28 protein-coding genes and 1 pseudogene are annotated in these 24,056 nt (G+C 52.7%); 7 read left to right on the top strand and 22 right to left on the bottom strand.

What is annotated here, in order from left to right:
* Positions 1-113: 113 nt before the first annotated feature.
* Positions 114-986: a flagellin N-terminal helical domain-containing protein gene (locus OGX84_RS13065; protein WP_058669293.1), complete on the bottom strand. Its 873-nt coding sequence runs from the start codon at positions 984-986 to the stop codon at positions 114-116.
* 337 nt (positions 987-1,323) lie between these two features.
* On the opposite strand from OGX84_RS13065, the gene fliD reads away from it, so the two are divergent.
* From fliD to amyA, 4 genes are all read left to right on the top strand, one after another.
* The gene (gene fliD, locus OGX84_RS13060) at positions 1,324-2,751 is read left to right on the top strand and encodes a flagellar filament capping protein FliD (RefSeq protein ID WP_153257670.1); all 1,428 of its coding nucleotides are present in this window, start codon (positions 1,324-1,326) and stop codon (positions 2,749-2,751) included.
* 9 nt (positions 2,752-2,760) lie between these two features.
* Positions 2,761-3,171 (top strand): flagellar export chaperone FliS, encoded by a 411-nt coding sequence (gene fliS, locus OGX84_RS13055; RefSeq protein ID WP_012131915.1) that lies wholly within the window; start codon positions 2,761-2,763, stop codon positions 3,169-3,171.
* Complete coding sequence (gene fliT, locus OGX84_RS13050) at positions 3,171-3,533, top strand: flagella biosynthesis regulatory protein FliT (RefSeq protein WP_012131914.1); 363 nt, start codon at positions 3,171-3,173, stop codon at positions 3,531-3,533. Before fliS ends, fliT begins: the two co-directional genes overlap by 1 nt.
* 67 nt (positions 3,534-3,600) lie before the next feature.
* Entirely contained in the window at positions 3,601-5,088 is a 1,488-nt protein-coding gene (gene amyA, locus OGX84_RS13045) for an alpha-amylase (protein ID WP_112001984.1), read from the top strand.
* Positions 5,089-5,168: 80 nt separating this feature from the next.
* Here the strand turns inward: amyA and yedD are convergent, their stop codons facing one another.
* Both yedD and OGX84_RS22840 read right to left on the bottom strand, forming a co-directional pair.
* Positions 5,169-5,582: a lipoprotein YedD gene (gene yedD / locus OGX84_RS13040; protein WP_047463076.1), complete on the bottom strand. Its 414-nt coding sequence runs from the start codon at positions 5,580-5,582 to the stop codon at positions 5,169-5,171.
* Positions 5,583-5,896: 314 nt separating this feature from the next.
* A pseudogene (locus OGX84_RS22840) lies at positions 5,897-5,977 on the bottom strand (DNA-invertase); the annotation flags it as partial.
* Positions 5,978-6,077: 100 nt separating this feature from the next.
* On the opposite strand from OGX84_RS22840, the gene OGX84_RS13035 reads away from it, so the two are divergent.
* The 3 genes from OGX84_RS13035 to OGX84_RS13025 are packed head-to-tail and all read left to right on the top strand — an operon-like array spanning position 6,078 to position 7,731.
* Positions 6,078-6,257 (top strand): type II toxin-antitoxin system HicA family toxin, encoded by a 180-nt coding sequence (locus tag OGX84_RS13035; protein ID WP_012906750.1) that lies wholly within the window; start codon positions 6,078-6,080, stop codon positions 6,255-6,257.
* A gap of 22 nt (positions 6,258-6,279) precedes the next feature.
* Positions 6,280-6,690 carry a type II toxin-antitoxin system HicB family antitoxin gene (locus tag OGX84_RS13030; RefSeq protein WP_047463070.1) on the top strand — a complete coding sequence of 137 codons (411 nt, stop codon included), beginning with the start codon at positions 6,280-6,282 and terminating at the stop codon, positions 6,688-6,690.
* Between the two features lie 57 nt (positions 6,691-6,747).
* Positions 6,748-7,731 (top strand): glycosyltransferase, encoded by a 984-nt coding sequence (locus OGX84_RS13025; protein ID WP_115625634.1) that lies wholly within the window; start codon positions 6,748-6,750, stop codon positions 7,729-7,731.
* Between the two features lie 92 nt (positions 7,732-7,823).
* Here the strand turns inward: OGX84_RS13025 and OGX84_RS13020 are convergent, their stop codons facing one another.
* The 19 genes from OGX84_RS13020 to OGX84_RS12930 all read right to left on the bottom strand — a co-directional run bounded on the left by OGX84_RS13020 (position 7,824) and on the right by OGX84_RS12930 (position 24,055).
* Positions 7,824-8,402, bottom strand: coding sequence for a tail fiber assembly protein (locus OGX84_RS13020; RefSeq protein ID WP_115625635.1), 579 nt, complete (start codon positions 8,400-8,402; stop codon positions 7,824-7,826).
* Positions 8,402-9,955, bottom strand: a complete 1,554-nt coding sequence (locus OGX84_RS13015) for a phage tail-collar fiber domain-containing protein (protein ID WP_200098744.1) — start codon at positions 9,953-9,955, stop codon at positions 8,402-8,404. Before OGX84_RS13015 ends, OGX84_RS13020 begins: the two co-directional genes overlap by 1 nt.
* Positions 9,948-10,511, bottom strand: a complete 564-nt coding sequence (locus OGX84_RS13010) for a phage tail protein I (protein ID WP_047463061.1) — start codon at positions 10,509-10,511, stop codon at positions 9,948-9,950. The genes OGX84_RS13015 and OGX84_RS13010 overlap by 8 nt, the downstream gene beginning before the upstream one ends.
* The gene (locus OGX84_RS13005; protein ID WP_286458065.1) at positions 10,504-11,421 is read right to left on the bottom strand and encodes a baseplate assembly protein; all 918 of its coding nucleotides are present in this window, start codon (positions 11,419-11,421) and stop codon (positions 10,504-10,506) included. Before OGX84_RS13005 ends, OGX84_RS13010 begins: the two co-directional genes overlap by 8 nt.
* Positions 11,405-11,758, bottom strand: coding sequence for a GPW/gp25 family protein (locus OGX84_RS13000; RefSeq protein WP_058667554.1), 354 nt, complete (start codon positions 11,756-11,758; stop codon positions 11,405-11,407). The genes OGX84_RS13005 and OGX84_RS13000 overlap by 17 nt, the downstream gene beginning before the upstream one ends.
* Positions 11,759-11,797: 39 nt before the next feature.
* The gene (locus tag OGX84_RS12995) at positions 11,798-12,913 is read right to left on the bottom strand and encodes a contractile injection system protein, VgrG/Pvc8 family (protein ID WP_286458064.1); all 1,116 of its coding nucleotides are present in this window, start codon (positions 12,911-12,913) and stop codon (positions 11,798-11,800) included.
* A 1-nt stretch (position 12,914) separates the two neighbouring features.
* Entirely contained in the window at positions 12,915-13,130 is a 216-nt protein-coding gene (locus tag OGX84_RS12990; protein ID WP_114647465.1) for a tail protein X, read from the bottom strand.
* The gene (locus tag OGX84_RS12985) at positions 13,105-13,575 is read right to left on the bottom strand and encodes a phage tail protein (protein ID WP_058668937.1); all 471 of its coding nucleotides are present in this window, start codon (positions 13,573-13,575) and stop codon (positions 13,105-13,107) included. Before OGX84_RS12985 ends, OGX84_RS12990 begins: the two co-directional genes overlap by 26 nt.
* Positions 13,572-15,419 (bottom strand): hypothetical protein, encoded by a 1,848-nt coding sequence (locus tag OGX84_RS12980; RefSeq protein WP_286458063.1) that lies wholly within the window; start codon positions 15,417-15,419, stop codon positions 13,572-13,574. The genes OGX84_RS12985 and OGX84_RS12980 overlap by 4 nt, the downstream gene beginning before the upstream one ends.
* 102 nt (positions 15,420-15,521) lie before the next feature.
* The gene (locus tag OGX84_RS12975; RefSeq protein ID WP_058668935.1) at positions 15,522-15,821 is read right to left on the bottom strand and encodes a phage tail assembly protein; all 300 of its coding nucleotides are present in this window, start codon (positions 15,819-15,821) and stop codon (positions 15,522-15,524) included.
* A 51-nt stretch (positions 15,822-15,872) separates the two neighbouring features.
* Positions 15,873-16,379 (bottom strand): phage major tail tube protein, encoded by a 507-nt coding sequence (locus OGX84_RS12970; protein WP_058668933.1) that lies wholly within the window; start codon positions 16,377-16,379, stop codon positions 15,873-15,875.
* On the bottom strand, positions 16,376-17,845 hold the full coding sequence (locus OGX84_RS12965; protein WP_058668931.1) for a phage tail sheath family protein: 1,470 nt from the start codon (positions 17,843-17,845) through the stop codon (positions 16,376-16,378). Before OGX84_RS12965 ends, OGX84_RS12970 begins: the two co-directional genes overlap by 4 nt.
* A 38-nt stretch (positions 17,846-17,883) precedes the next feature.
* Positions 17,884-18,501 (bottom strand): phage baseplate assembly protein V, encoded by a 618-nt coding sequence (locus tag OGX84_RS12960; RefSeq protein WP_286458062.1) that lies wholly within the window; start codon positions 18,499-18,501, stop codon positions 17,884-17,886.
* A complete protein-coding gene (locus OGX84_RS12955) occupies positions 18,494-19,048 on the bottom strand; it encodes a hypothetical protein (RefSeq protein ID WP_114647470.1) in 555 nt (184 codons plus the stop codon). The genes OGX84_RS12960 and OGX84_RS12955 overlap by 8 nt, the downstream gene beginning before the upstream one ends.
* Before the next feature lie 11 nt (positions 19,049-19,059).
* Positions 19,060-19,716, bottom strand: coding sequence for a hypothetical protein (locus OGX84_RS12950; protein ID WP_200098754.1), 657 nt, complete (start codon positions 19,714-19,716; stop codon positions 19,060-19,062).
* 1 nt (position 19,717) lies between these two features.
* Positions 19,718-20,074 carry a head-tail joining protein gene (locus OGX84_RS12945; RefSeq protein WP_058668920.1) on the bottom strand — a complete coding sequence of 119 codons (357 nt, stop codon included), beginning with the start codon at positions 20,072-20,074 and terminating at the stop codon, positions 19,718-19,720.
* Complete coding sequence (locus tag OGX84_RS12940) at positions 20,074-20,409, bottom strand: DUF2190 family protein (RefSeq protein ID WP_190286975.1); 336 nt, start codon at positions 20,407-20,409, stop codon at positions 20,074-20,076. The genes OGX84_RS12945 and OGX84_RS12940 overlap by 1 nt, the downstream gene beginning before the upstream one ends.
* Before the next feature lie 69 nt (positions 20,410-20,478).
* Positions 20,479-22,587 carry a ClpP-like prohead protease/major capsid protein fusion protein gene (locus OGX84_RS12935; RefSeq protein ID WP_502873619.1) on the bottom strand — a complete coding sequence of 703 codons (2,109 nt, stop codon included), beginning with the start codon at positions 22,585-22,587 and terminating at the stop codon, positions 20,479-20,481.
* Positions 22,541-24,055 (bottom strand): phage portal protein, encoded by a 1,515-nt coding sequence (locus OGX84_RS12930; protein ID WP_114647473.1) that lies wholly within the window; start codon positions 24,053-24,055, stop codon positions 22,541-22,543. The genes OGX84_RS12935 and OGX84_RS12930 overlap by 47 nt, the downstream gene beginning before the upstream one ends.
* Between the last annotated feature and the right edge of the window lies 1 nt (position 24,056).

The raw sequence follows: 24,056 nt of genomic DNA, 5'->3' as shown, positions 1-24,056 counted from the left end.
GATATTTTTAATGGCGTAAGAAGAGACTTAATTTTTGCTTTATTCGTGGTATCTGCGCGGGAATAAAAAAACCAGTCCGAAGACTGGTTTTATAAAGAGGCTGGTCCGTGCGATTAACGCAGCAGGGACAGAACAGTCTGCGGAACCTGGTTTGCCTGAGACAGTACAGAAGTACCAGCCTGCTGCAGGATCTGCGCGCGGCTCATATTGGAAACTTCAGTTGCGTAGTCAGCATCCTGAATACGAGACTGTGCAGCAGACAGGTTGGTTACGGTGTTGTTCAGGTTAGAGATGGTGGATTCGAAACGGTTCTGAATCGCACCCAGGTCAGAACGCTGAGTATCAACAGCTTTCAGTGCAGTATCGATAGAGGACAGCACGTCAGTAGCCAGAACGTCGAAACCTTTGGTGGTAACGCTACGCGTTTCACCAGAAGCAAGACCCGTAGTAACACCAGCAGTACCGGTTGAATCAAATTTGTTCCAACCGCTGTTGCCATTAATGGTGATGTCGATTTTCTGAGTGTCGTTAGCGCCAACCTGGATAGAGATAGTTGTAGCAGAGCTAGTACCTGCCAGGATTTTGATGCCGTTGAACTGGCTCTGGCTGGCAACACGGTTGATTTCGTCCAGACGCTGGTTAACTTCAGACTGAATGGAGTCGATGTCAGAACCAGAGTTGGTGCCGTTCTGAGCCTGAACAGCCAGCTCACGGATACGCTGCAGGTTGTTGTTGATTTCGTTCAGAGAACCTTCAGCAGTCTGAGCAATGGAGATACCGTCGTTAGCGTTACGCGCAGCCTGAGTCAGGCCTTTGATGTTAGAAGTGAAACGGTTAGAAATCGCCTGACCAGCAGCATCGTCTTTAGCGCTGTTGATGCGCAGACCAGAGGACAGACGCTCGATAGCCGTGCCCAGAGCAGACTGAGATTTGTTCAGGTTGTTCTGAGTGGTCAGTGACATCAGGTTAGTATTGATAACTGCCATAATTTAATTCCTTCAAAAATGGGTTCTAAGTTCGGTGCCGAACACTCACGGCGTCTCTCACCGTCAACAAGGGTATCGGCGCAACTTCACAGTACTTTAGAAATAAACGACAAAAACTTTTAACTAATTATTTTTAAAGGTAATTAAATGCAGTTTTCACATTTTTTAGAATCAAGAACACGATTGTTTGGTATAAAAATAAAACAAAAACAATCCCTCTATATGCCCTTCTCACCCCGCCCTTTTCTGCCGATTATTTTTTTACGGTCAATGTAAACTTTCACCAAAAGTTGCCGATACAGAGAGCTGTACACCCAAGACTTTAAGGAAAAAAGACATGCCTACTATTAGTAACCTGGGGGTTGGCTCTAATCTGGATCTGACGACGCTCTACAACCAATTGGAAGCTGCTGAAAAAACAAAATTAACATCAATTACAACTCAGCAGACAAACTATAACGCCCAGTTGAGCGCGTACGGTAAGTTACAAAGCGCATTAACCAATCTGCAGACTGCCACTGCGGCATTGGGTAAAACAACAACCTGGAACTCGACAACCGTTAGCAGCACTAACACGGCATTCACTGCCACAACAACCAGTGAAGCTACTGCCGGAAGCTACACAGTCAACGTGAGTCAGGTTGCCAAAGCACAGGTATTGATGTCCGGCAAGATTGACAGCAACACAACAAAACTGGGCGAAACAACGACGAACGGTACGCGCACAATTACGATTACGCAGCCGGGAACCAAAGATCCTTTAGAAATTACATTGTCGGATTCCGACACCAGCCTGAACGGTATTGCGAAAGCCATTAATAATGCCAATGGTAACGTCTCCGCCACGGTAATGAAGGCTTCTGACGGCGACTATCGTCTGATGCTGACATCAAAAACGACGGGTACGGACTCAGACATGACCGTAACGGTAACCGGTGACGACACGCTCCAGCAGGTTATCGGTCACGATGCTTCAACAAATGCGCTAACCGAGCAGACCGCATCGCAGAACGCAAAACTGACAGTGAACGGCGTCGAACTTGAACGTTCAAGTAATATCATTTCTGATGCGCTGCCAGGCGTCACGTTGACGTTGAAGAATAAAAGCACCGCCGACGAAACGCTGGAATTAACCCGTGCAACAGAAGAGAACAGCAAAGCAATAAATGACTGGGTAACAGCCTATAATGCGCTACAGTCAACCATCGCCAGCGTGACGAAGTACGTCAAAGTTGAGCAGGGCAAAGATCAGTCAGCAACTAACGGTGCGTTAATGGGCGACACCAACGTGCGTTCCATTCAATCGCAATTACGCAGTCTGCTGACGGATGTACAAGGCGGCGCTTACGCCATTATATCTCAACTGGGTATTACTCAGGATCCGGTGACCGGCGCCGACGGTTCGACAGGTAACCTGAAAATAGACAGCACTAAGCTAACGAAAGCATTAACTGATAACCCACAGGCGGTTCAGGAATACTTTATCGGCGATGGCAAAACGACAGGTTTTGCTACAGAAATGAACAATATGTTGACCAAAATGCTGGATACCTCCGTCGATCAATCCGGGGTTATTAAAAACGCGCAGGATGGCATCAACAAAACGCTCAAGACATTAGAACAGCGCTATGACGCGATGGAAGCCTCCATAGAAGCAACTATGGCGCGCTACAAAGCACAGTTCACCTCACTGGATAAGTTGATCAGTCAGATGAACAATACTGCAAACTACCTGACACAGCAGTTTAGCTCATCCAGCAGTTAAGGAACTGATATGTATAGTAAAAGTGGTGTTCTTTCCTACCAAAAAGTCGGGGTGGAAAGTGCGGTAATGAGTGCCGACCCACACCAACTGATTGTTATGCTTTTTGACGGAGCACTAAGCGCTCTCGTCAGGGCACGACTATTCCTGGAGCAGGGAGAACTGTTATCGAAAGGTGAAGCGCTGTCAAAAGCGATCAATATTATTGATAACGGCCTCAAGGCGGGACTCAACATGGACGTTGAAGGAGACCTTTCCCGCAATCTGGCATCACTTTACGATTACATGATACGTCGTTTGTTACTGGCCAACTTACATAACGACGTCGAAGCTATCATTGAAGTAGAGGGATTGCTAACCAATATCGCTGATGCCTGGAAACAGATTGGCTCACCGGTTTCACCCGTTCAGGATACCCTTTGATGACTAACTTCATCCCGTCACTTACCGACTGGCATGCCCTGCATGCCCTTAGTATCACAATGTTGGATCTCGCTCATTCAGGGAAATGGGATGAACTGATTGAGCAGGAGATGAATTATGTGCAGCTGGTAGAAGGTATTGCACGTAACCCCATCTCTCCCGGCAATACATTTCTGATAAACCAGGCAAAAGAGATCCTGAATGCCGTACTCCGTAACGAGGCTGAGTTAAAAACGCTGTTGCAGCACCGTATGGAAGAGCTACGTCAGCTTATAGACCAGACCGGAAAACAGCAGTCCGTCTCCACGACATACGGGAACCTGGCGGGAAATATTCTGTTCCCCAGTAACCTGAATCAATAATTTTTCCCAATCTGCAATTCTCATCCATACTCCAGAAGTTGGCCTGACGGCTTCTGGAGCACGGAAGATGAAAAACCCCACGCTATTGCAGTACTTCCACTGGTATTACCCTGACGGCGGCAAGCTCTGGCCAGAACTGGCTGAGCGCGCTGGCGGCCTCAATGATATCGGCATTAATATGGTCTGGTTACCGCCCGCCTATAAAGGCGCGTCCGGCGGATATTCCGTAGGTTATGATTCGTATGACCTGTTTGATCTGGGTGAGTTTGATCAGAAAGGATCTGTCGCCACAAAATATGGCGACAAAGCGCAGCTGCTGGCCGCCATTGAGGCGCTAAAACAAAATGACATTGCGGTTTTGCTCGACGTGGTCGTCAACCACAAAATGGGCGCGGATGAAAAAGAGGCCATTCGCGTACAGCGGGTCAATGAAGATGATCGCACGCAAATCGATGACGAGATCATCGAATGTGAAGGCTGGACGCGTTACACCTTCCCTGCCCGCGCCGGTCAATATTCGCAGTTTATCTGGGATTTCAAATGCTTCAGCGGTATTGATCACATCGAAAACCCGGACGAAGATGGCATCTTTAAGATCGTCAACGACTACACTGGCGACGGCTGGAACGACCAGGTCGATGATGAGATGGGTAATTTCGACTATCTGATGGGCGAAAACATCGACTTTCGCAACCATGCGGTCACCGAGGAGATCAAATACTGGGCGCGTTGGGTAATGGCGCAAACCCATTGCGACGGCTTCCGCCTGGATGCGGTCAAACACATTCCGGCCTGGTTTTATAAAGAGTGGATAGAACACGTCCAGGAGGTTGCGCCAAAGCCGCTGTTCATTGTGGCGGAGTACTGGTCTCATGAAGTGGACAAGCTACAAGCCTATATCGATCAGGTGGATGGAAAAACCATGCTGTTCGACGCGCCGCTACAGATGAACTTCCACGAAGCCTCTCGTCGGGGGCGTGATTACGATATGAGCCAGATTTTCACCGACACGCTGGTGGAAGCCGATCCTTTCCATGCCGTAACGCTCGTGGCAAATCACGATACCCAACCGTTACAGGCGCTTGAAGCGCCCGTTGAGGCCTGGTTTAAGCCGCTGGCCTATGCGTTGATCCTGTTGCGGGAGAACGGCGTACCGTCAGTGTTCTACCCTGATCTCTACGGCGCACATTACGAAGATACGGGTGGCGACGGCGAAACCTACACCATTGATATGCCCGTTATCGAACAGCTCGATCAACTGATTCTCGCGCGCCAGCGTTTTGCCCACGGCATCCAGACGCTCTTTTTCGACCACCCCAACTGCGTTGCCTTTAGCCGTAGCGGTACAGACGACGATCCTGGCTGCGTGGTCGTACTTTCCAACGGCGATGACGGCGAAAAGACCATTACGCTAGGTGAAAATTACGCCAACAAGACCTGGCGTGATTTTTTAGGTAATCGGGAAGAGCGCGTAACCACCGATGAACAGGGTGAGGCCACGTTTACCTGCAACGGTGGCTGCGTCAGCGTATGGGTCATTGAAGATGTGCTGTAAGTTCAGGAGAGAACATCGGCCGGGTAAGCGCTAGCGCCCCCGGCATCAACATGATTACCGCCAGCGTTTACCGAAAATGTTTACGGTAACTGACTCGCGAGCGGATGTTTCGATAAATAGTCGGCGCATTCGGTCGTGGGTCGGTCCACGCGTTGCAGCGTCATACCATCATATTCCAGCGTGTTCCCTTCGCGCTCAATCTCATAGAGTTCGCGCTTCACCGTAACGTTGGTTAAATCACCGGAAAGCAGCGTCAGTTTACCCGGCAGGGCAATCACCCGCTGCCACTGACGGCAATCCAGGGTATCTCCTTCTTTGGTCACCACCAGACTGGCTATCGCCTCGGGGCTCACCAGTTTGCGCTGAGGGCCTTTTGACTGCCAGTACCCTTCCAGACCGGCTGGCGCTGGCGTCTTCACCACATCGTTATAATTCTGTACCTCTGCACACCCGGTAAGGACCAGAAATGCGCCAACGATCGCTATTTTTTTCATCATTCATCCTGCATGCGAAGAAAACAGGATTGTGGCATTAAAGCCCTGATGTCGCCAGCCTTTCAGGGCCAACAAGTAATATTGATCCAGTCGATATTACTTCTTATTAGTAGTAGGCAAAAAATCTGATCGGTGTACTATCCGCTCTTCTTTTATTTTCCTTCTGAGTTCAAAGGCTCACCAAATCCACATTTTCTTTTTCTAATTCATGCGGATACCTTCATTTTTTGACGGTTTTCCATCTGCATTTTACATCACGTAATTGCGTTTATTTTCATGCAATTAACACTTAGTTTTGGAGAACGCTTTTTTGTTCATCGGCACCCTGCTGGAAATTTTTTATAGAGCGTGCATACAGCCACATCATAAATTATCGCGGCCTGTTTTCTGTCTACGACACTCACAAATGATAACCCCTATAACCCCTAAAAGTATTGACATTAAATTGGTTTAGGGTTACTATAACCCCATCAAGACAATACAGAGAGCCGGAGGATGGATAGCAGGAATGCAATAGCAATGATAGAAGCCGATGGGTGGTATCTGGTGAGAGTAAAAGGCAGTCACCACCAGTTCAAACACCCAACGAAGAAAGGGCTGGTAACGGTGAAACATCCACAAAAGGACATACCGCTACCAACACTGAAAAGCATCAAAAAACAGGCGGGGCTTTAAGCCCCACCTACTGGAGGTTTTAATGTTATATCCCATTGCTATTGATAAAGGCGATTCATCTTTCGGCGTTCGCGTACCGGATATTCCCGGCTGTTTTTCTGGTGGTGATAACTACCAGGACGCAATCGAGAGTGTACGTGAAGCGATCGACGCACATATAGAATTACTGGTGGAAGATGGCGAAGCAGTACCTGAAGCCACTAGTGTGGAAAACTGGCTGGACGATCCTGACTATGCTGGTGTGGTATGGGCGCTGGTGGATGTGGATGTTACGCGATTGATGGGGAAAGCTGAAAAAATCAATGTTACTCTTCCCTCTTTACTGATCCGACGTATCGACCAGTTTGTCGCTGCACACCCTGAGTACGGTAGCCGCTCCGGCTTTCTGTCCCGTGTGGCGGCTGATAAGGTGATAGGACGAGAAAAACGATAAGCCTCGCAAGAGGCTTTATGCGTAGTAAATCCAGTATAAAATAAGGACATCTTCTCAATGACTGCCCCTTTCTTGTTAAGCGTTATAATCCCTTGCTACAACTGCCAAGATTATATTTATGAATGCTTGCAATCTGTATACAGCCAAATCGATGATAGTGTTGAAATCATTGTAATCAATGATGGTTCAACAGATAATTCTCTTAAAGAGATAGAACTATTTATAAACAAAAGCAAAAAGAACACTATTAAATTAATCACTCAAATAAACCAAGGGGTATCCGCTGCCAGAAACACAGGTATCGACGCATCCTCCGGGAAATATTTGGCATTTCTGGACGGAGATGACCTTTGGGACTCATCCTTCTGGGAAAAAATCAGACCGACACTAGAACTCAATGATGTTGATTTAGTTGAGTTTAACGCGAACAGATTTTACGATGGATGTAAGGAGAAAATAACACCTGTATCAATCGTATCAGCAAACGAACTTTTAACAATAAATTCAGTAAGTGACCTGCGAGAAACATTTTTAAAAAGCGAATGGTTCCCTTGGGCCAGAGTTTACAAAAGGTTTCTATTCGATACATTGCGATTTCCAGTTGGCAGACATTACGAAGATATAGCCCTAATACCAAAGACATATCTTTCATCAAAAAGGGTCAAACGTATGACCGATGTGCTTGTTTTATATCGAGTCAGACAGGAAAGTATAACTAACACCCCAAAGAAAGGTGATATCGATGACATAGTATACGCTTTGGGGGTTTTTAACGAATTACTTAACACAAAATGTAAGGGCGAGATTGAAACTATAGCCCCCTCTGTCCACTTGACATTTAGTCTGGCAAGAAGAATAAGTTCAAGTGTTCATGGCTATTGCTCCTTTAACAAAGATCAAATTCACGATATAAAAAAAGCGATAAATCCATTTCTAAGCACACAAAAAACGAGCAAGAAAATTAAATTCTTTTTTATTCGAGAATATTGCCTTATAAAAAAAATCAAATATAAGTTTAGAGCTTATCGGGCAAAAGTATAAAAACGCGCTGCCTATGATTGGCAGCTTTTCTAACAGCATCCGACATATCCCCAGGCCCAAAACGCATAATGACCCCGTGCACCAATATCTCATCAGGCTGGTTGTTCATACCACTTAATATCCGGTGCGTCATCTGGAGTAATGCGATTAATTAATACGCGATACTTTTTCCACTCAACCAAAAGAGCAGATTCTTCTTCTGTTGCAATACCAAGATCAACAGCATCCTGTAAAGGTGCAATTTTTGATGATGCCAGAGCCAGAAGGCTCTCTTTCTGCTGTGTAGCCTGAGCTACCAGTGCCAGTTTTTCTGCCTCTGCATCATGCACCCATGCTTTACCATCCCACTTAACATACGAGCCATCCGGGGCAACTGAAACAACACCATCAGGCAGATTGCCCAGCTTGTTAATTGCGATGGCCTGCCCTGTGTGGATGTCGTAAACGGTTTTTCCTCGGTGATCTTCGACAAGCCCCCATTTACCTGTTTGATCGTCGAACACGGCAACGAAGCCATCCGGCACATCAGGCGGGGCAATATTAGTGCAATATGCAGGTAAACCCGTATGCGCCGGGATGAAGCCATCACCTTTACCGATAAATTCGTTTGTATCTGCGGAAAGGTTATAGATGGTAATAATCCGGTCTGAACCAGCCATTTTAAACGCCATTATGCAAGCCTCACGATGTGGTTAAATGCGATGTTTTTTACCGTGTTTTCTGCGTTACCTGCTGCGGAAACTGTAATTGCGTGGCTATGCGCGCCCAGAGTAACGTTATGAGAGTGAGCACCGATGCCTACTGTATGAGAGTGGGCACCGATACCTACTGTATGGGAATGAGCTCCAGAAGAAGATGTCGTTGTAGTGTCAGTATTAATGCCCATTTCCCAAGCACCATTAGCAGGCGCGGTTTTCCATTCAAATTTTGGACCTTTGAATGTATGGGTGTGCGCCCCTGTACTGTTGGTAGTTTTCGTACCATAGTCAAAAGGCGATGATGTTTTAGTACCGTAATCGAATGACGTTGTTGCTTTTGTCCCGAGATCAGTATTTGCAGCAGATGCGGGGTGGTTATGCGACTTAATACCATCTTGCTCCAGGGACAGCACTGCACGACCACTGGCAGGTTTACCCTTGATGGTTTGCCCGCGCATATCGGGAATAACGCCTGATGGATACGCAGCCCCAAGCAACGGATACGCATTCTTATCAAACGTTTGCCCCTGCATTAACGCATAACCTGCAGGAGTCACGTCTGACGGCCAAGGGATGGGGGCACCAACTGGATACGATTCAACTGGTTTGTTAGCAGTGTTATAATCAATGTCCCACCCAACGGTGACTGTTGGCCCCGCGTTCCAATCCTGGCGATAAGCTACCTCACCATGATGGGCATAATAATGCTGAAGCCATGTATTTTCAGAAACGACAACAAATACATAACCATAGCCGTATAAGTAGTTTCCATTCGGGTATTTAGGAAAGTCAGAAACAGTAGCCGTATTTACAACTGCAACACGATACCACCCTGTTTCATTAGCTGAAGCCATTGTCTGACCATCGCGAATAACCCCGCGAACTTCGACTGGAACGCGACCATTAGCATTATCATTCGCCGCTTTTACTGCGGCCGGAGTTGCTGCCTGAGTCTCGCTGGTGCTGTTCGTCGCGCTGTTAAGCTGGACAAGCCCTTTTTGTTTTGTCGTCGCATCAACAACGCCGATCGATTCCCGTGACGCCTTCTGTGCTGCTGCCCCCCGCGCTTTAATTTCTTTCAGGTTCTGGTCAATGCGCAGAAACAGCCCGTCTCCCGTCGCAACCTCTAAAGTGATATTTGATGTGTCGGATACAGCCAGGCGAAACTGCATGTTCACACTGACGCCACCTACCGGCTTATCGATCGTCGGGCAGTTCGCCACAGCATAAAGCTCACCGGCATCAGTCAGCAGCCCCACTTCCCGGACAGTAAAGCCTCCTGCGTCCGTTGGCAGCACGATTTTAGCCATTAACTGGTTTGACTGGTCGGGAGAAACAACCAGTTCGGCAATACTGCCCCGGTATGTTTCATTCACCAGCCGGGTTTGCGCCGGGTTGGGCTTAACCAGTTTGCCGTTGCCGTCACCCACCACAAACCAGGACAGAACGATAACAGTGCCGCTGGCCAGCGCTTCCGCTTCCAGCTCTTTACCACGGTTTGTGATAATAGAATAGTAATCAGCCATGTGTTTCCTCGGCAAAAATATCTACATCGATATGTGCTGTCGTCGCACCCGAAATATAAAATGAACCATCCATACCTATATTTGCGATCACATCAATCCGGCTCAGGTAGCTGCGCAGGTTTTTTGCCCGGTCCGTCAGTTGCCGGATCTGGTAATAAAGGGCATCGCTCACCCCCTGATTGCTGTGAACTTCAACCCTGAACGTGTACGGTGCCGCGCGCGGTGTATCCTCCCACCACTCCACAACCGTGGTCGGGAGATTTATGGCGCCCAGCGAGCGGCGAACCGCTCCCGCTGTCCCCCTGTGCTGGTGAACGTAGGGAGCGTCTTTTATCACCTGGCGTTTCTGCGCCTCCGTCCAGCTGTCATCCCAGAAATCAACGGCACTTTCCCACGCAAGCCACGGAAGAAGATGCGCAGGACAGTCGTCAGCATTCTTCACCTTGCGCACCATGTCGGTATCCAGCGCAGTAATCTGTTCTGTTGTGGCCTGTTCCTGTGCTCTTTCTCCCCCGGAAGCGCCAGGCGGCAGCAGGGAACGAAATTTATCAGCCATTGCCGTTTCCCTCTTCTCGCGTAACGTTAATCGCGGTACACCACGGTGCCTTACCGGCTTCAGCCTCCAGATCTGCGACCGGGGAAATCAGTTTCACCCTGACAACACCGGACTGTTGCAGCGCGGCATAGATTGCTGAAAGCGGGACGACGGCTTTTATTCGGTGAGAAAGGATGGTGTAGGCCCGCAAAACATCAGTCGCATTCTTCAGAACAGTCTGCGCGTCAGGGCCGTCCGGTATTTCAAGTTCGGCAGTCACTGCATACCTGACAATCTCCGCACTTTTAACGGTCACAAAGTCAGTCAGCGGCCGGACTTCATCAGCGCTCAGATTGCTCCTGACAGCATCCAGCAATATTTCCCCCGCCGTGCCGTCTCCTGTTCGCGACAGAACGTACACATCCACTTCACCGGGACGGTTGTGGGTATCCGGCCCGTAGGCATCCGCGTCCAGCACATCGTTATTGGCCGATTTGGCATGAAAGCGGTACGCGTTGCGCGCGCCGGCAGTGTTCAGCTGCGCCCAGGAAAGCTGGATACGCTCACGAAAGGCATTGTCATCCTCCAGAACCGGGTCCACGGGAGGAACGGCATTCGGATCGCCAGGATCAATAACAAGCCGTTTAACATTGAATGCCGCGCCGAGTTGATCAAGATCGTCTTTTTTTGCGCTGGCCAGGAATACTGCCCGGACTGCGTCATTGACACGCTGAAAAGCCAGCGTTAACTGGTAGGCTGTCACCTCTCCCTGTTTGTATGCCGGATCAGACTCCACCAGCGCATCAAACTCACTGTCCAGCTCCCGCAGTCGCGCCAGCCAGCGGGAAAAAATCTCCGAGGCATCCGGCACCACAATGGCATCCGGTACGGCCAGTTCGGACAGGTTGATCACGTCATAGCTGCTTGCCATAAATGGGTATGCCTCCGGTGCTCATCGGTAAATTGGTTTCCTTGTTGATCCCCTCGATATCCAGCACAAAGCCGGACTCACCTTCAGGAAAAGAGACAAGTACGCGCGTCACCTTCAGTCTGGTTTCCCAGCGGGCCAGCGCTGTCGCTGATGCAGCAATTATCCGCAGACGCGTCAGGTCATCCCGGGGGTTATCCACCAGCGAAAAGAGATCGCTGCCGTAGTCTCGTACCAGAACGCGGCTTCCGACGGGAGTGGTCAGTATGTCGCTGACGGACTGGCGCAGATGATCAGCGCCGGACAGGCGTTTTCCTGTCCGGTTGTTTACACCGTTCATGATTAAATTCCGTTATGGAACCGCCTGGCGGCGGGAGGGTTAACCGAAATAATCCGGGCCGTTCTTATCTTTGCCGGATTTTTTCGCAGATTTTGCGGGCCTGCGGATATCAACGACTAGGTTATACGTGTAACTGAACCCTGCGGGCGTCAGTGAAAAAACGAGTGATTCAACAACCCAGCTGCGATCTTCGCGGGAACCAAAGCCGGATGTCGTCACTCCGGCTTCGGCAGTTAGCGGAACATGCTTCGGTCGGCAGGGGCCTGTCACCGTCATTTTCTGTTCATTCCGCCCAGCCTGTGTCTTTCTGGCTTTTGCCTGCTGTTCGGCGGTGTTCTTCTCTGCCTGGGTATACGGGTTAGTCATTGCCGGGCCGTCATGTTCAACGGAGACTGTTTTTGTTTTTCCATCCGCTTCGTCGTAGTAACGAACACCGATTTTCTTTTCAGCCTTTCCCCCGCTGCCCGTGGCTTTTCCCGTGGAGCTGCCGCGCTGTCCTTCACTGTAGGACCAGTTCGACACTTCATCCGGTGTGACAGTGATCCCTCCGGTTTGTTTCCCGGAAACCGTAGCTGTTGCCCCCTGCTGTAAAAAAAACCAGTGACCGCCAGACGGTTTACTCACCGCATTGTAAGTACGGGCGAGACGGGACAGCAGATTCGCGTCGGATTCAGCAACCTGATCAATATGATCGATATGTATATCAGCAAGCCCGGCGGCAACTTTCGGGATAAGGCCATTATCCCTCGCAACCGTTTTGACAAGATCGGCCAGGCGCAGATTATCCCAGCTCCGCGTTTTCTGGCCTGTCACATCACCCGGTTGCTTCTGCGCATTCATCGGCGCAGCGGTTGCATAAATCTCGATACGTCTTGGCGGCCCACTGCTGGCGACACCGCTGACAACAAACCAGCCCTTGTCCACCAGATGATTGTTAAAGCCCAGCGCCGCCTGCAGCCTGGCCCCCTTCGTCGGGAGGGCCAGCGTTTCAGACAGTAATGTAATTTTCAGCTCATCCGCTTTCGCGGTGGTGCCACCATAATCCGTCAGCGTCAGCTCCGCCAGGCTCTGCTGCAGCGCGCGGGTAATATCCTTTCCTTCTGCCTTAATACTGAATGCCGGAGCATATTCAGGCGATGTAATCTGATTAGCCATATTAATCCCACAAACTAAAAGGCGAATCCTCAACGGGCAGCACCAGATCAGGCAGGGTGATAAGCAGGCCGGAAGAGTAAACCGCCCCGTAATCCGCCAGCCCCTGATTTGCTTCCAGAACCTGTGTTACTGAATAAGAGAGGTTTTCAGTGCCATAATGCAAAGCGCAAATGGCATCCAGGACGTCACCGTCACGGGTTTGATATATCGTCGGCATAATGTTTTAACGTCATGGTCCAGTTTTTATTACGATGGCCCCCACCGGGCAGAAAGCGGTTCGTTGTATCCGAAAAGTCAGTCACTACCCACCACCCGAGCACATCCCCTTCACCGCTGACCAGTTGCTGGGGTCTGGCCATGTCAGCAAGATCAAAAAGGTCATTTACCGCATCCACGCCTTTTCGAAAAAAAGCGTGTGCCTGTCCTTCAAGTTTTACAGTCCGTCCGGGCTTGCCGGTGTACTGGAGCAGATCCTGGTTCCCTATCCGTTCCTGCTCACTCCACCGCCAGCTGGCTTCGCGTGTAAGCTGGTTATATGCGGTGGTATCAATCGAAAAGGCAAAATCCCCCAGCATCATCATGACACTGGCCTGCCGGGCGCCGCGCTGCGCGCCCGCCTGCCGCTGACCGGATTCTTCAATCAATGGAATAATTTCACTCACCAGATAAGCCCTCCATCAGTCAGGCTGTTATCACCGTTAAATGCAGAATTTTTTTTGGTTACGGCTGACACCTCATCCGCAATGGCTTTCTCATCCTGGCCCGGCGCTGCATTGATTTCGAACCGGTACTCAAATTTCCGGTTGTCGGTGATTTGCCGGGATGGCTGTTTATCCAGGCTGTCTATCCTCTGCAGCAGCGCGTCCCAGTATCCGGCATCACTGGTCGCCCGCGCCGGATCACCGGATACATCAAGTCTCCTTGCGGATGGTAGCGAGTACCTGCCCGGATCGCTGGCGCTGCCATGCCCCCCGTTGTCCGACGGTTCAGACACACCAGCCACGGGTAACTGAAACTTATCCCAGGCGCTGGTATTCTCCCGGGTATCACCAGTCTGGGATGCCCGCTCACGATTCTGCTGCAGGGCGGCATCCCAGTTCAGAAGCGTCCCGCTGCTGTCAGGAGTAAGGTACTTATCCAGTGATTTATTGAAGGTTTCGTCGTCGTTTTTGATAAATCCCCTGGTGCCGATGTACGCATTTTTCACTTCATCGGACAGATTCGGGTTGTCAGCCAGCGTCTGCTCAAACCACTCTCCCTGTCCCTTTCTCTGAGCGGTCATTCGTGCGATATCAACCGATCCGGTCATTGCCAGAGATTTAAGCACCTCTTTCTGGTCAGCAGAACTGTCGGGCAGCAGCCAAGAAAGCTTTTTAGCCAGCGCATAAATAATCCTGCCGACAAAAACGACGCCCTGACCGAAAGACAGGACGCCCGGATACAGATCATTACGCAGAAAAGTAACAATGCGTTTTATCCCACCGCCTTTAAACCAGTCGGCAAGATCATCCGTCAGGCGCCGTACATCCGGGGCCAACTCATTACCCAGTTGCCCGGATATTTCAGCAACGGCGGAGGAGAACACAGTACGCAGGTTACTGATGGCCTGATGCCCTGCAATCGCACCCTCGGCCCCTTCTTTTGTGACGAGGTTATAGCGGCGCTGCTCATCCATCAGTTCGCGGTAACTTCTGCCGGACTGTTTGATGAGCATCAGCAGTTTGCTGGCTTCTCCTCCGAAAAGGGAATCCAGCGCAAAAGAGGCTTTTGACTCATCCTCCAGGCTGAGCGCGCGCTCAACAATTTTATTGAACTGCGCCATATCACTGAGTCCGGCAAAATCACCGGCTTTGAAGCCCAGCGTTTCAAAAGCATCCTGCAGCGAACCCTGCTTACCGTTCTGCTTATACTCACCGGCTTTATGCAGATACTCTTCGAACAGATCGCCAATGTTTTCCCCGTTCATATCGTACTGTTTTGCCAGCGTGTCCCAGGCGTTAAACGTAGTGACATCCACACCGTAGCTTTTTGCCACATTCGCGCGCTGGGCGGTTTCTGCGTTGGTGGCTGCCGGGGCGATAAGCGTACCAAGCGCGGAGGCCACCACACCGCCGCCGCCAATCGCCAGCCCCGGCCCGACCATCCCACCCAGTTGCCCGGCGATCCCCAGCCCGCGCCGGAACAGCCCCTTGCCAGCGCTCTTGAATGACTGTATGCGCTGCGCTTTCTGCAACTGTGCATTCAGTTTCTGCTGTTCAGTCTCTGTTTTCCTGATCTCCCTGGACACTTCCGAATAACGCCGTTTAAGATCGCCCAGGCTTTCCCCCGCCAGCTTTGCGCGTTTAATCTCCGCAGCCAGCTTTGTCTGGTCCTTTGTCAGCCGTTCAGACTGCCTGCCGATATCCTTCAGACTTTTCTGCAGGCCGTTTGCCGAACGGCTCCAGGAACTGTCGATGTTACCGCCGAAAGTAATAACGGCCTTAAGGTTCTGGCTTATTCCGGCCACGGTTCATTACCTCCAGTTCATCAGTCAGAAAATCGGTAAAAGTGCTGAACGGCATATCAAGATAATCCGCCATCGGAAAATGCAGACGCCGCCCGAGAAACCTTACTGCCCGGAGAAGTCCTCTTTCGGTCGCTTCGCGGGCGGGAGCATAAAAACGTTAAATGTGTCCAGCAGTTGTGCATAATCCGCCGCTGTCAGTTGCCAGATATCCCGTTCGCTGAGGTTGCAGAGCAGAGCGATCATGCGGGCTTCTTTTTCTTCTTCATTGCCACGATCCTTTGCATGAGCGATACGGTCACGAACAAGTGGCTCACGCATTGTCACTTCATCAAGTACCGCGCCCCCCTCAAGCGTGACGGGGGAGAACAGTTTGATTACACGGGTTTCACCGGGAATACTCATAAATAACTCCATAAAAAAACGGCCCGCAGGCCGTTATTGTAAAAAGGGGAATCAGAGGCGAACTTTTGCGGCCAGGCCGGACAGGACATCCACACCATTGACACGGCGCGCAAAACGCTCGGTATCAATGGCAAAAAGCTCCCGGCCTTCCAGCGACTGTCGGTAATAATTCACGGCAATATCCACCGTAACGGCATTTTCAGACAGGTTCTCTTTTCCACGGGCATCCGGTGTGACGGTCTGGACAAAACCTTCAATTTCCTCAACCGTCCCCCGCGCTGTACCATTGCCCAGATACCCCTGATAGGCCGTAAACCGGGAACGGCTGCCGCTGACAAAACCGAAGCTGGCAAGCATGTCAGCATCGATGCCATAAAATTTGACCTGGCAGGTCAGCGCCTCCATACCGTCATCCACCGGAGTGGGAGCGTCCTGGGCGCCGGTACGCAGATCTGTTTTAACAACAGCCAGAGACGGCGGCGTAAATTCATGCGCCCCCTGGATACGAATCCCCTGCCGGAAGAAGGTCCAGACGCGTAATGTATTTTTATCGCTCATGCTGCAAGCATCTCCTCAAGCGCATAGTTGTTGTTCACCCGGACACGCAGGCTGATGAGTTCAGTCGGCGATTTCGGCCCGAAATCGTAGTTGATGTACAGGACACCCGCAGCCATGCTTTCTGCGGTGTTCAGCTCTTCATCCAGCCAGGCCCGCCCGCCGAAAATGGCCCTCAGTCCCACAAGCTGGCGCATATAAGCATTGATGGTGCCGATAATGTCGTCCGCGTTCTCACGATCAAGAGGGCGGTCCACATACTCCAGCATGGCTTCCTGGATGCTGTCCTCAATCACATCCGCTGTACGTCGGACGGATTCAAAACGCCATTGTGGATCGGTCGCGCACAGCCGGTTCCCCCAGTGTTTAAACCCGGCACGGCGAATAATGGTGGAAACGTTCTGCATATTGAGCAGGTTGGCATCACAGTTCTCTTCGCCAAGAATAAATTCATCCACCTGTTCAACGCCCAGGATGTTGTAGATCTCCTGGTTGGATTTACTCCACCACCAGCCTTTTTCGTAATCGATTCTGGCGCGCAACCCGGCGGCAAAGGCAGAATAAGGACGGTACACCAGCTGGCCGTCAGCGTTACTGACCTGGACGCGCGGTCGCAGCAATTCTGTCCGTGCGCCATAGGACTGGCGGCGCTGCACCACTTCCTGCAGGGTTGCGCCGGAAGCACAGTCCACATAAGCGATCGCCCGGAGTTTTCCGGCGACGGTCTCCAGCGCTTTCCCCGCCGCATCGTCTTCACTGAAACCTGGCGCAATCACAATACGCGGCTGATACGTGGTGACAGATTTCGCTGATGACAGCAGCCCGATCCCCTTCAGGACTGCCGCGCGCTGTTTAGTTTCCTCACTCTCCTGCGCAACACGCACAACCACCGTCAGCGCATTACGCTGATCGTTGATATCGGTCAGGGCCTGTTTCAGCGTCCCGTTATCACCGAGGCGGGATAACAGCGTGGTCCCGACGACCGCCACAGGCGTATTGAGCGGAAAAGGTTCATCCTCGCCGCCGGATAGCTGGAGGATGAATGGCGAAACAAGCCCGCCTCCGGCGCCTGCTGCCTTTACCTTTCCTCCTTCAGCCTCATTGACGACCCCGGCCACCTCTGCGGGTGTGGCGGTAATGACACCATTTTCATCGCAGCCCAGCGTGATCTTCAGGGTAAGCGACTCCGGGTCCCAGACCGCAGATGTCCCGACGGCAACCGGATTTTCTGCATCCGTCTGTCCGGCCACCGCTTCAACATTGATAATATTCCCGCCCCGCCCCTTCAGGGTTGCGGTGAAGTCGAGAACGTTATCCAGAATCGGCGTGCCGGATGACCCCGAAGCCGCTGTCCCGTCAGACGCGTCCGGGGCGGTTCCCACAAGGCCAATGATGGCCGTCTGAATCGTCGTGACAGCAACGGTTCCCGATGTCAGTTCAATTGTTTCAACACCATGTAACTGAGCCATGTTTTATCTCCAGGCATAAAAAAACCTGCCGAAGCAGGTCACATTTTCTGATTAGTTTTTCCCGTGGTCCCGCCGCTGTCGCCGGGGTGATCATGGTCGTTAAAGGTCTCGCGGATTTTGCTCATACTGCCGGCTTTATCAGTGATCTCCTTCGTGGCACCGATATTTCCGCTCACATTCGTGTCGGCGTTGATCTGCGTTTTACCCTGGACAGTGAGGGTGTCAGTGATTTCAACCGGGCCATCCAGCGTCCCTTTCCCGACGATTGTGTATTTGCCGCCCGCTGCCAGGGTGATCGTCAGGGCATGCGCCGCACGGTCGTACCGGATCTCAGTACCGTCTCCGTAGCGGGTGATATGCTCACTTTCGCTGCCTCCCGGTACTGGCATCGCGCCGGTATTCCAGCCCGGATACACCCGCCCGTTGTTCAGCTCACCGGCCTCAGACAGCACCGTGACCGCATCCCCCACCGCATACGGATTGGAGTCCGCACGGTTAGCGCCCGCAAAGCCCTGACAGAGCGGCAGCCAGGCGGTAACGATATCGCCCAAATCGACCCGGCATTTCGGGATACCGTCATGCTTCACTGAATGGATGACACCGCGCCGCACGATGTTCGCCAGCCTGCGCTGTAAGTCACCCTCAATATCACTCATCAGGTTTTGCCTCGTAAATCAGCCGGTAATCGTCCACATGCGCGCGCCCAATATCCGGTGCCTTACCGAGCCAGACAGCTTTAAGCGGAGCATTCAGCTGCGCAAACGGATCTGCACCGAAGGCCGCTGACTGTGTGTAAGAAATACGCCAGACAAGATAGTCATCCATGCGCGGATCAAATTCATCGCGCCCGGCATCAATGAAAACGGCGGGTTCAGGATAATTCAGACCGAACTGCTGTCCGTCGATCCACTGGGTAATATCAGCCGCCGCCGTGCGCAGGAAAATTTCTGGCTTGCTGACGCCTGAAGCGGCGGGGTCCACCACCACAAAGAGATCGCAGGAAAGCACCACGTTCAGTTGCCCTTCGTTTCCCCCGCCCTGCTCCCAGCCGTTAATGGTGAGCCAGACAGCGGGCGTGACCAGGCCGGAAAAGCGCGGTACATTTTTTTCCGGGTAGGCATCAGCATCCCGGACCCATTCAATTTTTTTCAGCGCGCCGATCACGGCGTCGTGATACTGCGCCAGCAGGAGTGGCTCCGCCATCGTTCATTACCTCAGACAGAAATACGGGCTTTCACACGCCCGCGCAGATCGGTTTCAAAGTGATGCATAAAAATCTCCATCACTTCTGCAAAGGCGTTATCCTCGATGTAGTTCAGCATCGGTTCGTAGATATCAATTTCAGCCTCATGGGTGCGGCGGGTCTGCGGGTCACGAATCACCACCGTCCGGCGGTTTTCCCGTCGGGAGCGTGCAACCTCGCCATTCTCAAACGTGCGTGCCGACAGCAGACGGCCTTTCGGCGTGAATCCCGCGTTATCGGCCTGCCGCCTGGCTTTAATGAATCGCCCGGTATTTTTGTCCCTGCGCGTGTGATGAGGTCTGATCCTGCCGGAAATACGCCCTTTGAGATCCTTCACTTTTATGGCGTTGAGACCAAACCAGAGACGAAAATTATCGAGGCGGGAACCGCGATCCAGACGGAATGAAAGCAACCGGCGACGCACCAGATTAATGCTTCTGGGAGCCAGGCCATCTTTCAGATCGGCCATTGCCTTTTTCCGTAATGTGGCCGCTGTCCGCTTTAATGCCCTGGAATATGCCGCGCGAAATTGTTTCTGGGTTGCCCCAATGCTTTCCGCTATTCCCCAGATAGCATCCACATCAATATCGACAGGTAAATCCCGCCGCAACCGTGATCCCCGCGCCATATCAGCTCCACTTCGTTATTTCGGGCTGGGGCTTACCCGGCTCCCCGTATGCCAGGGTAACCCGTGTTCGCCCTTCTTCATCAGCACCGACATGAGTGACACGCCAGGGTAAATTGTTAATCAGGACCCGGTCGTGCTTTGACAGTCCGGCAATATCTGCGGTCATGGCGCTAAAGGCCGGGACATGGTTCTGGATTTCTCCGCCTCCCGGCACGCTGACAGGCGCGTCCGGCGATTCGAAAATCACCGTGACGGGCCGCTGCTCATCACCGACAGAAATAATGGCCGGAACCTCTTCGGCAAATGCCCGGTCTATCCGGGCATCCGCTCTCGCCAGACGTTCACGGAAGCGGTTCATCAGTAGCCAAGCCGTACAGGAATAAACTCGTCATCAGCAGCAGCCTCAGCCCAGGCCGTACCCGCCAGAGGGTTCGGCGCAGCCTCCTCACCCGCTTCCGCAGTCAGTTTACCGTCTGCCAGATACAGTTTCTGACCAACAGTGACCACTTCAGCCGCCTTTGGCAGTACGAATACGCCTGTGGTATGCAGTACGCCCCACAATCCTGCCGGGATATCATCGTGAGCTACGCCCACCAGCGCCCCTGAAAGTACGGCTTCACCTGAATGAATATCTGCCGCACCGGTATTATGAAAATCGAGAGTGTTGCCGTCCTGCTGATAGTTCTTCGCCATTTTTCTCTCCAGATGAAAAGGAGCAGCACGCGCCGCTCCGTAATAAAAAAACCGTCAGAAGACGGTCGTTTATTTTTTGGTGACTTTAACCATGCCGCGCCAGTCAAGCGGCGCCACCCCCGCATCGATGCGCACCTTGAATGCGGCACCGTCCACGGTGAAGCCCTGCTGCTGCTCCAGATATGGCGTATCAACACCGTCCAGATAAGCAACTTCGATAGTGTCGCGGCCCTTCGCCGCCGACAGGTAGTAATCTGTCGGACTGCTGTCATCCAGACGAGCTTCGGAAAGGACAGTTGCGAAGTTCTGGATCGGGTTATTAATGCCGCTGTTGGCATCTGCCCCCGGCACGCTGGCGGATTTGATCAACTGGTTAGCACGGGATTCAATAGCAACCGGCGTCAACGCAAAAGCCGGACGGATATTGAGATGACGATCGCCAGACTTCTGCAACAGCATCGCCTTACGTCCATCATCCAGTCCATCGATGCTCAGGTCAGCCGCTATCAGGTTGCCATGATCGGCGTGGAACAACGGCTTGCCGTCCGACATTTTCGGGTTGCTGGTCAGTACTGCCCAGACCAGATCGCCGACGGTTGCGCGCGCAGCGCCCCCCATAGCCATCGGAATACGAGTAAGCATATCCATATCGTCGTTAATGATGGCCTGCCGATCGATGCTGAAAAGCTCGCCATAGGTCGCCAGCGCAATGGGTTCTCCGCGATCCTTCAGGGTGACGTACTTATATTCCGCCCCGGCACGCACCTTGCGCAAGGTCGGGAAAGAGTCCAGACCTGCGCGATGCGCGGTTTTGAAATCGGTCAGCGTGCCCTTGCGGGTCCACTGGTCGAAGGTTTCGTTTGCCTCATCCCAGCCCAGCAGTGCAGCCTTGTGCGCCACATCCATCAGGATATTGCCGAAATCGCTGCTGCTGTGGGTGAACGCCAGCCCGACCATCGCCAACGGTGCACCATGACCGGAAATACCGATACCGCGATCCACCAGCGACGCGCGTGCCAGTTCACGCAGGGTATAGCCGTTATAGGCGTTATCCTTCTCAGCCTGCGCATAGCCCGCCCGGGCCATGATGGCCGCGCGAATGGAATCACCGACAAGATTGCCGTTACCGGCATAAAGATGAATGGCGCCCGGGCCCGCACTCGGGGTTGTCCCTGCGGCCAGCGCCTGCAGCAGTTTGTCACGGGCTTTTTCAGCCGTGCAGGAAAAGTCGGCAAGGCATTCAGCCTTCAGCGTCGCGAAGGTCGGGAACGCCTCAAACACAGCGGAAACCGTATTTACGCGTTCCGCGTTCGCCGTCTGCATCTGCTGCTGTAGTTGCTGAGCCAGCGCGGTGATATCGATGTTTGTCATCTGCGGCGCGGGCTGTTGTGGTGCCTGCTGGGTCTGGGTTGCCTGCACTGGTGCGGGCTGCTGAACCGGAGCAGGCGGCTGATTCACAGGGGCTTCGGCACGCGGCGTAAAAAGGGTCTTAATCTGTTCAGGCATATTCTGGTAATCCTTCAGTTTATTTTCATTCACACAGGCCGCAGCCTGCAGTTCAGGTTCAAGCGTGTCGGCGAAGCCTTTTTCCACCGCTTCAGCGCCGTTGAGCCAGGTTTCAGCTTTCAGCATTGCTTCCAGTTCTTCCTGTCCAAGCCCGGTCTTGTTCATGTAGGCACTGAGTATCAGCGCTTCATTACGATCCAGCCAGTCGGCATAATCCCGCATATCGTCAGAATCCCCGGCGATACCACCCCACGGTTTATGCACCATAAGCCAGGCGTTTTCCGGCATATGCACCGTGGCGCCAGGCAAACAGACAATCATCGAAGCCATACTGGCCGCCACACCGTCCACCCAGATATCCACTTTCGCTTTCAGCCGCGCCAGGGTGTTATAGATCGCAAACCCCTGCATCACATCGCCACCGGGACTGTGAATATGCAAATCCACTGCGCTGGCGTCGAAAACACCGGCCTCCTTACAGTCCGTGACAAACTGCTGGGCGGTGATCCCCCAGCCGCCGATCACGTCATAAAGGAAAATCTCCACGCGCCCGGCGGCCAGCGCGCGGATCTCATACCAGCACTGGCCATTTGCGGCATCAACGCCCGCCAGGCTGGCGCGGGGGTTAATCATCATCTTCCGGCGGCTGCCCGGTTTGTTTTGCGGTTGCATCAGGCATAGCTCCTTTGTCGTTGGCGGCATCTGAATCAAACACCAGCCCGTGTTTACGGTTAAATTCGGTTTCGCGCATTCGCTGGCGTTTGACCTCCTGGGGAGACTGACCACGGGCGCGTATCCATTCTGCTTCGGTTCCCGCGCCGCCACGGACAATCCCCTTCCAGGCGTTGGCCTCTTTCACTGGGTCGATCCACGGCATCACCGGACCGAGATAGGTCGCGTTGAACAGCGTCTGGCGGTCTACATCTGACGGGATATCCATCGTGAGCAGCGCCATCGCCAGCCAGGCGCGATATACCGGGCGACTGTGCTGACCGACAAACCACTGCTGCAGGACGTTGTAGCCTTCCTGCCCCTCCACCAGTTCCTGCCGCTGGGCACTGTAAGTGCCGTTATAGTCACGGGCTATGCTGGAATAGGTGCCCCGGCTGCCAGCGGCGACGGCACGCAGCTGACCGTTGCGGAATTCATGGAGATGAACGTTCGGGCGGTTTGACTCAACCATCCCGAGATCTTCACCCGGCGCCAGATCGTCAAAAATCATGCCCGGCGCGATATCGAAATGACGGTATTTTTTCTCTGGCCCTTTCCAGTCGTCATCCCCTGGAAAACTGGCCGCATCCCCGCGTTTGATATAAAAGCCCAGCGCGGCAGCGATGCGGGCGGCTACACGTTCGCTCTCTTCGTAGTCCTTGATATCGCTCAGACGTTTAATCACGCCGTGCAACAGGCTGACGCCGCGCAACTGGTGCAGGCGTCGCCGCTGCGCAAGATGCAGCATGTTTTCTGCCGAAACGGTTTTAAGCTCTGCGCTGAAACGGGCCATGTTCGCCGGGTGATACTTATAGACGCGGTATCCCGTCGGCCTGCCCCATGCGTTGACGATAATGCCCTGCCGCACCTGCTGCCCGGCGACGCTGTTGAGATTCATCGGCACAAAATCGGCTTCAAGAAGTTCAAGCGAAAACGGCACGCTGGTTGAATGGGTCAACCCCGCTACCGGCCCGCGCACCAGCTGGGTAAAAATTTCACCGTCACGCAGCGCGGAGCGCAGGGCCAGCCGCTCAGCTTCCGGTCGCGTGAACATGCCAGTCACCTCCGGGCGCACCGACCATTCGGACCAGAGCGCGGATATCCTGGCCGCAAAATCTTCATGCAGCTTGCCATCCAGCCCCAGCGGCTGCGGCTCCACCTGAATCCCCTGCGCACCGATTACCCGCTCTTCCAGTTTGTCCAGCAGGCCAATGACGATGTCGTGATCTTCATCCAGCGCCCTTGCCTGCTCGCGCAGTGACACGCCAGCGGCAAAGACCGCCGTATCCGCAGAACGGCTTTCCCGCTTTCCTTTATGAAGGCGCGACGGCTGCGCGGCTTCATACGCCTGCAGCAGCATTCTGTTTCGCGCACGCGCAACCGCCCACCCTGGCGCAATGGCGCCAAGTGCTCTGTCAAAAATGCCCATG

The sequence above is a fragment of the Citrobacter sp. CK202 genome (assembly GCF_030333225.1).
Classification (GTDB): Bacteria; Pseudomonadota; Gammaproteobacteria; order Enterobacterales; family Enterobacteriaceae; genus Citrobacter_B; species Citrobacter_B koseri.
Note: the sequence above shows the minus strand (reverse complement) of the source record. Positions and strands in the feature narration are given on the sequence as shown.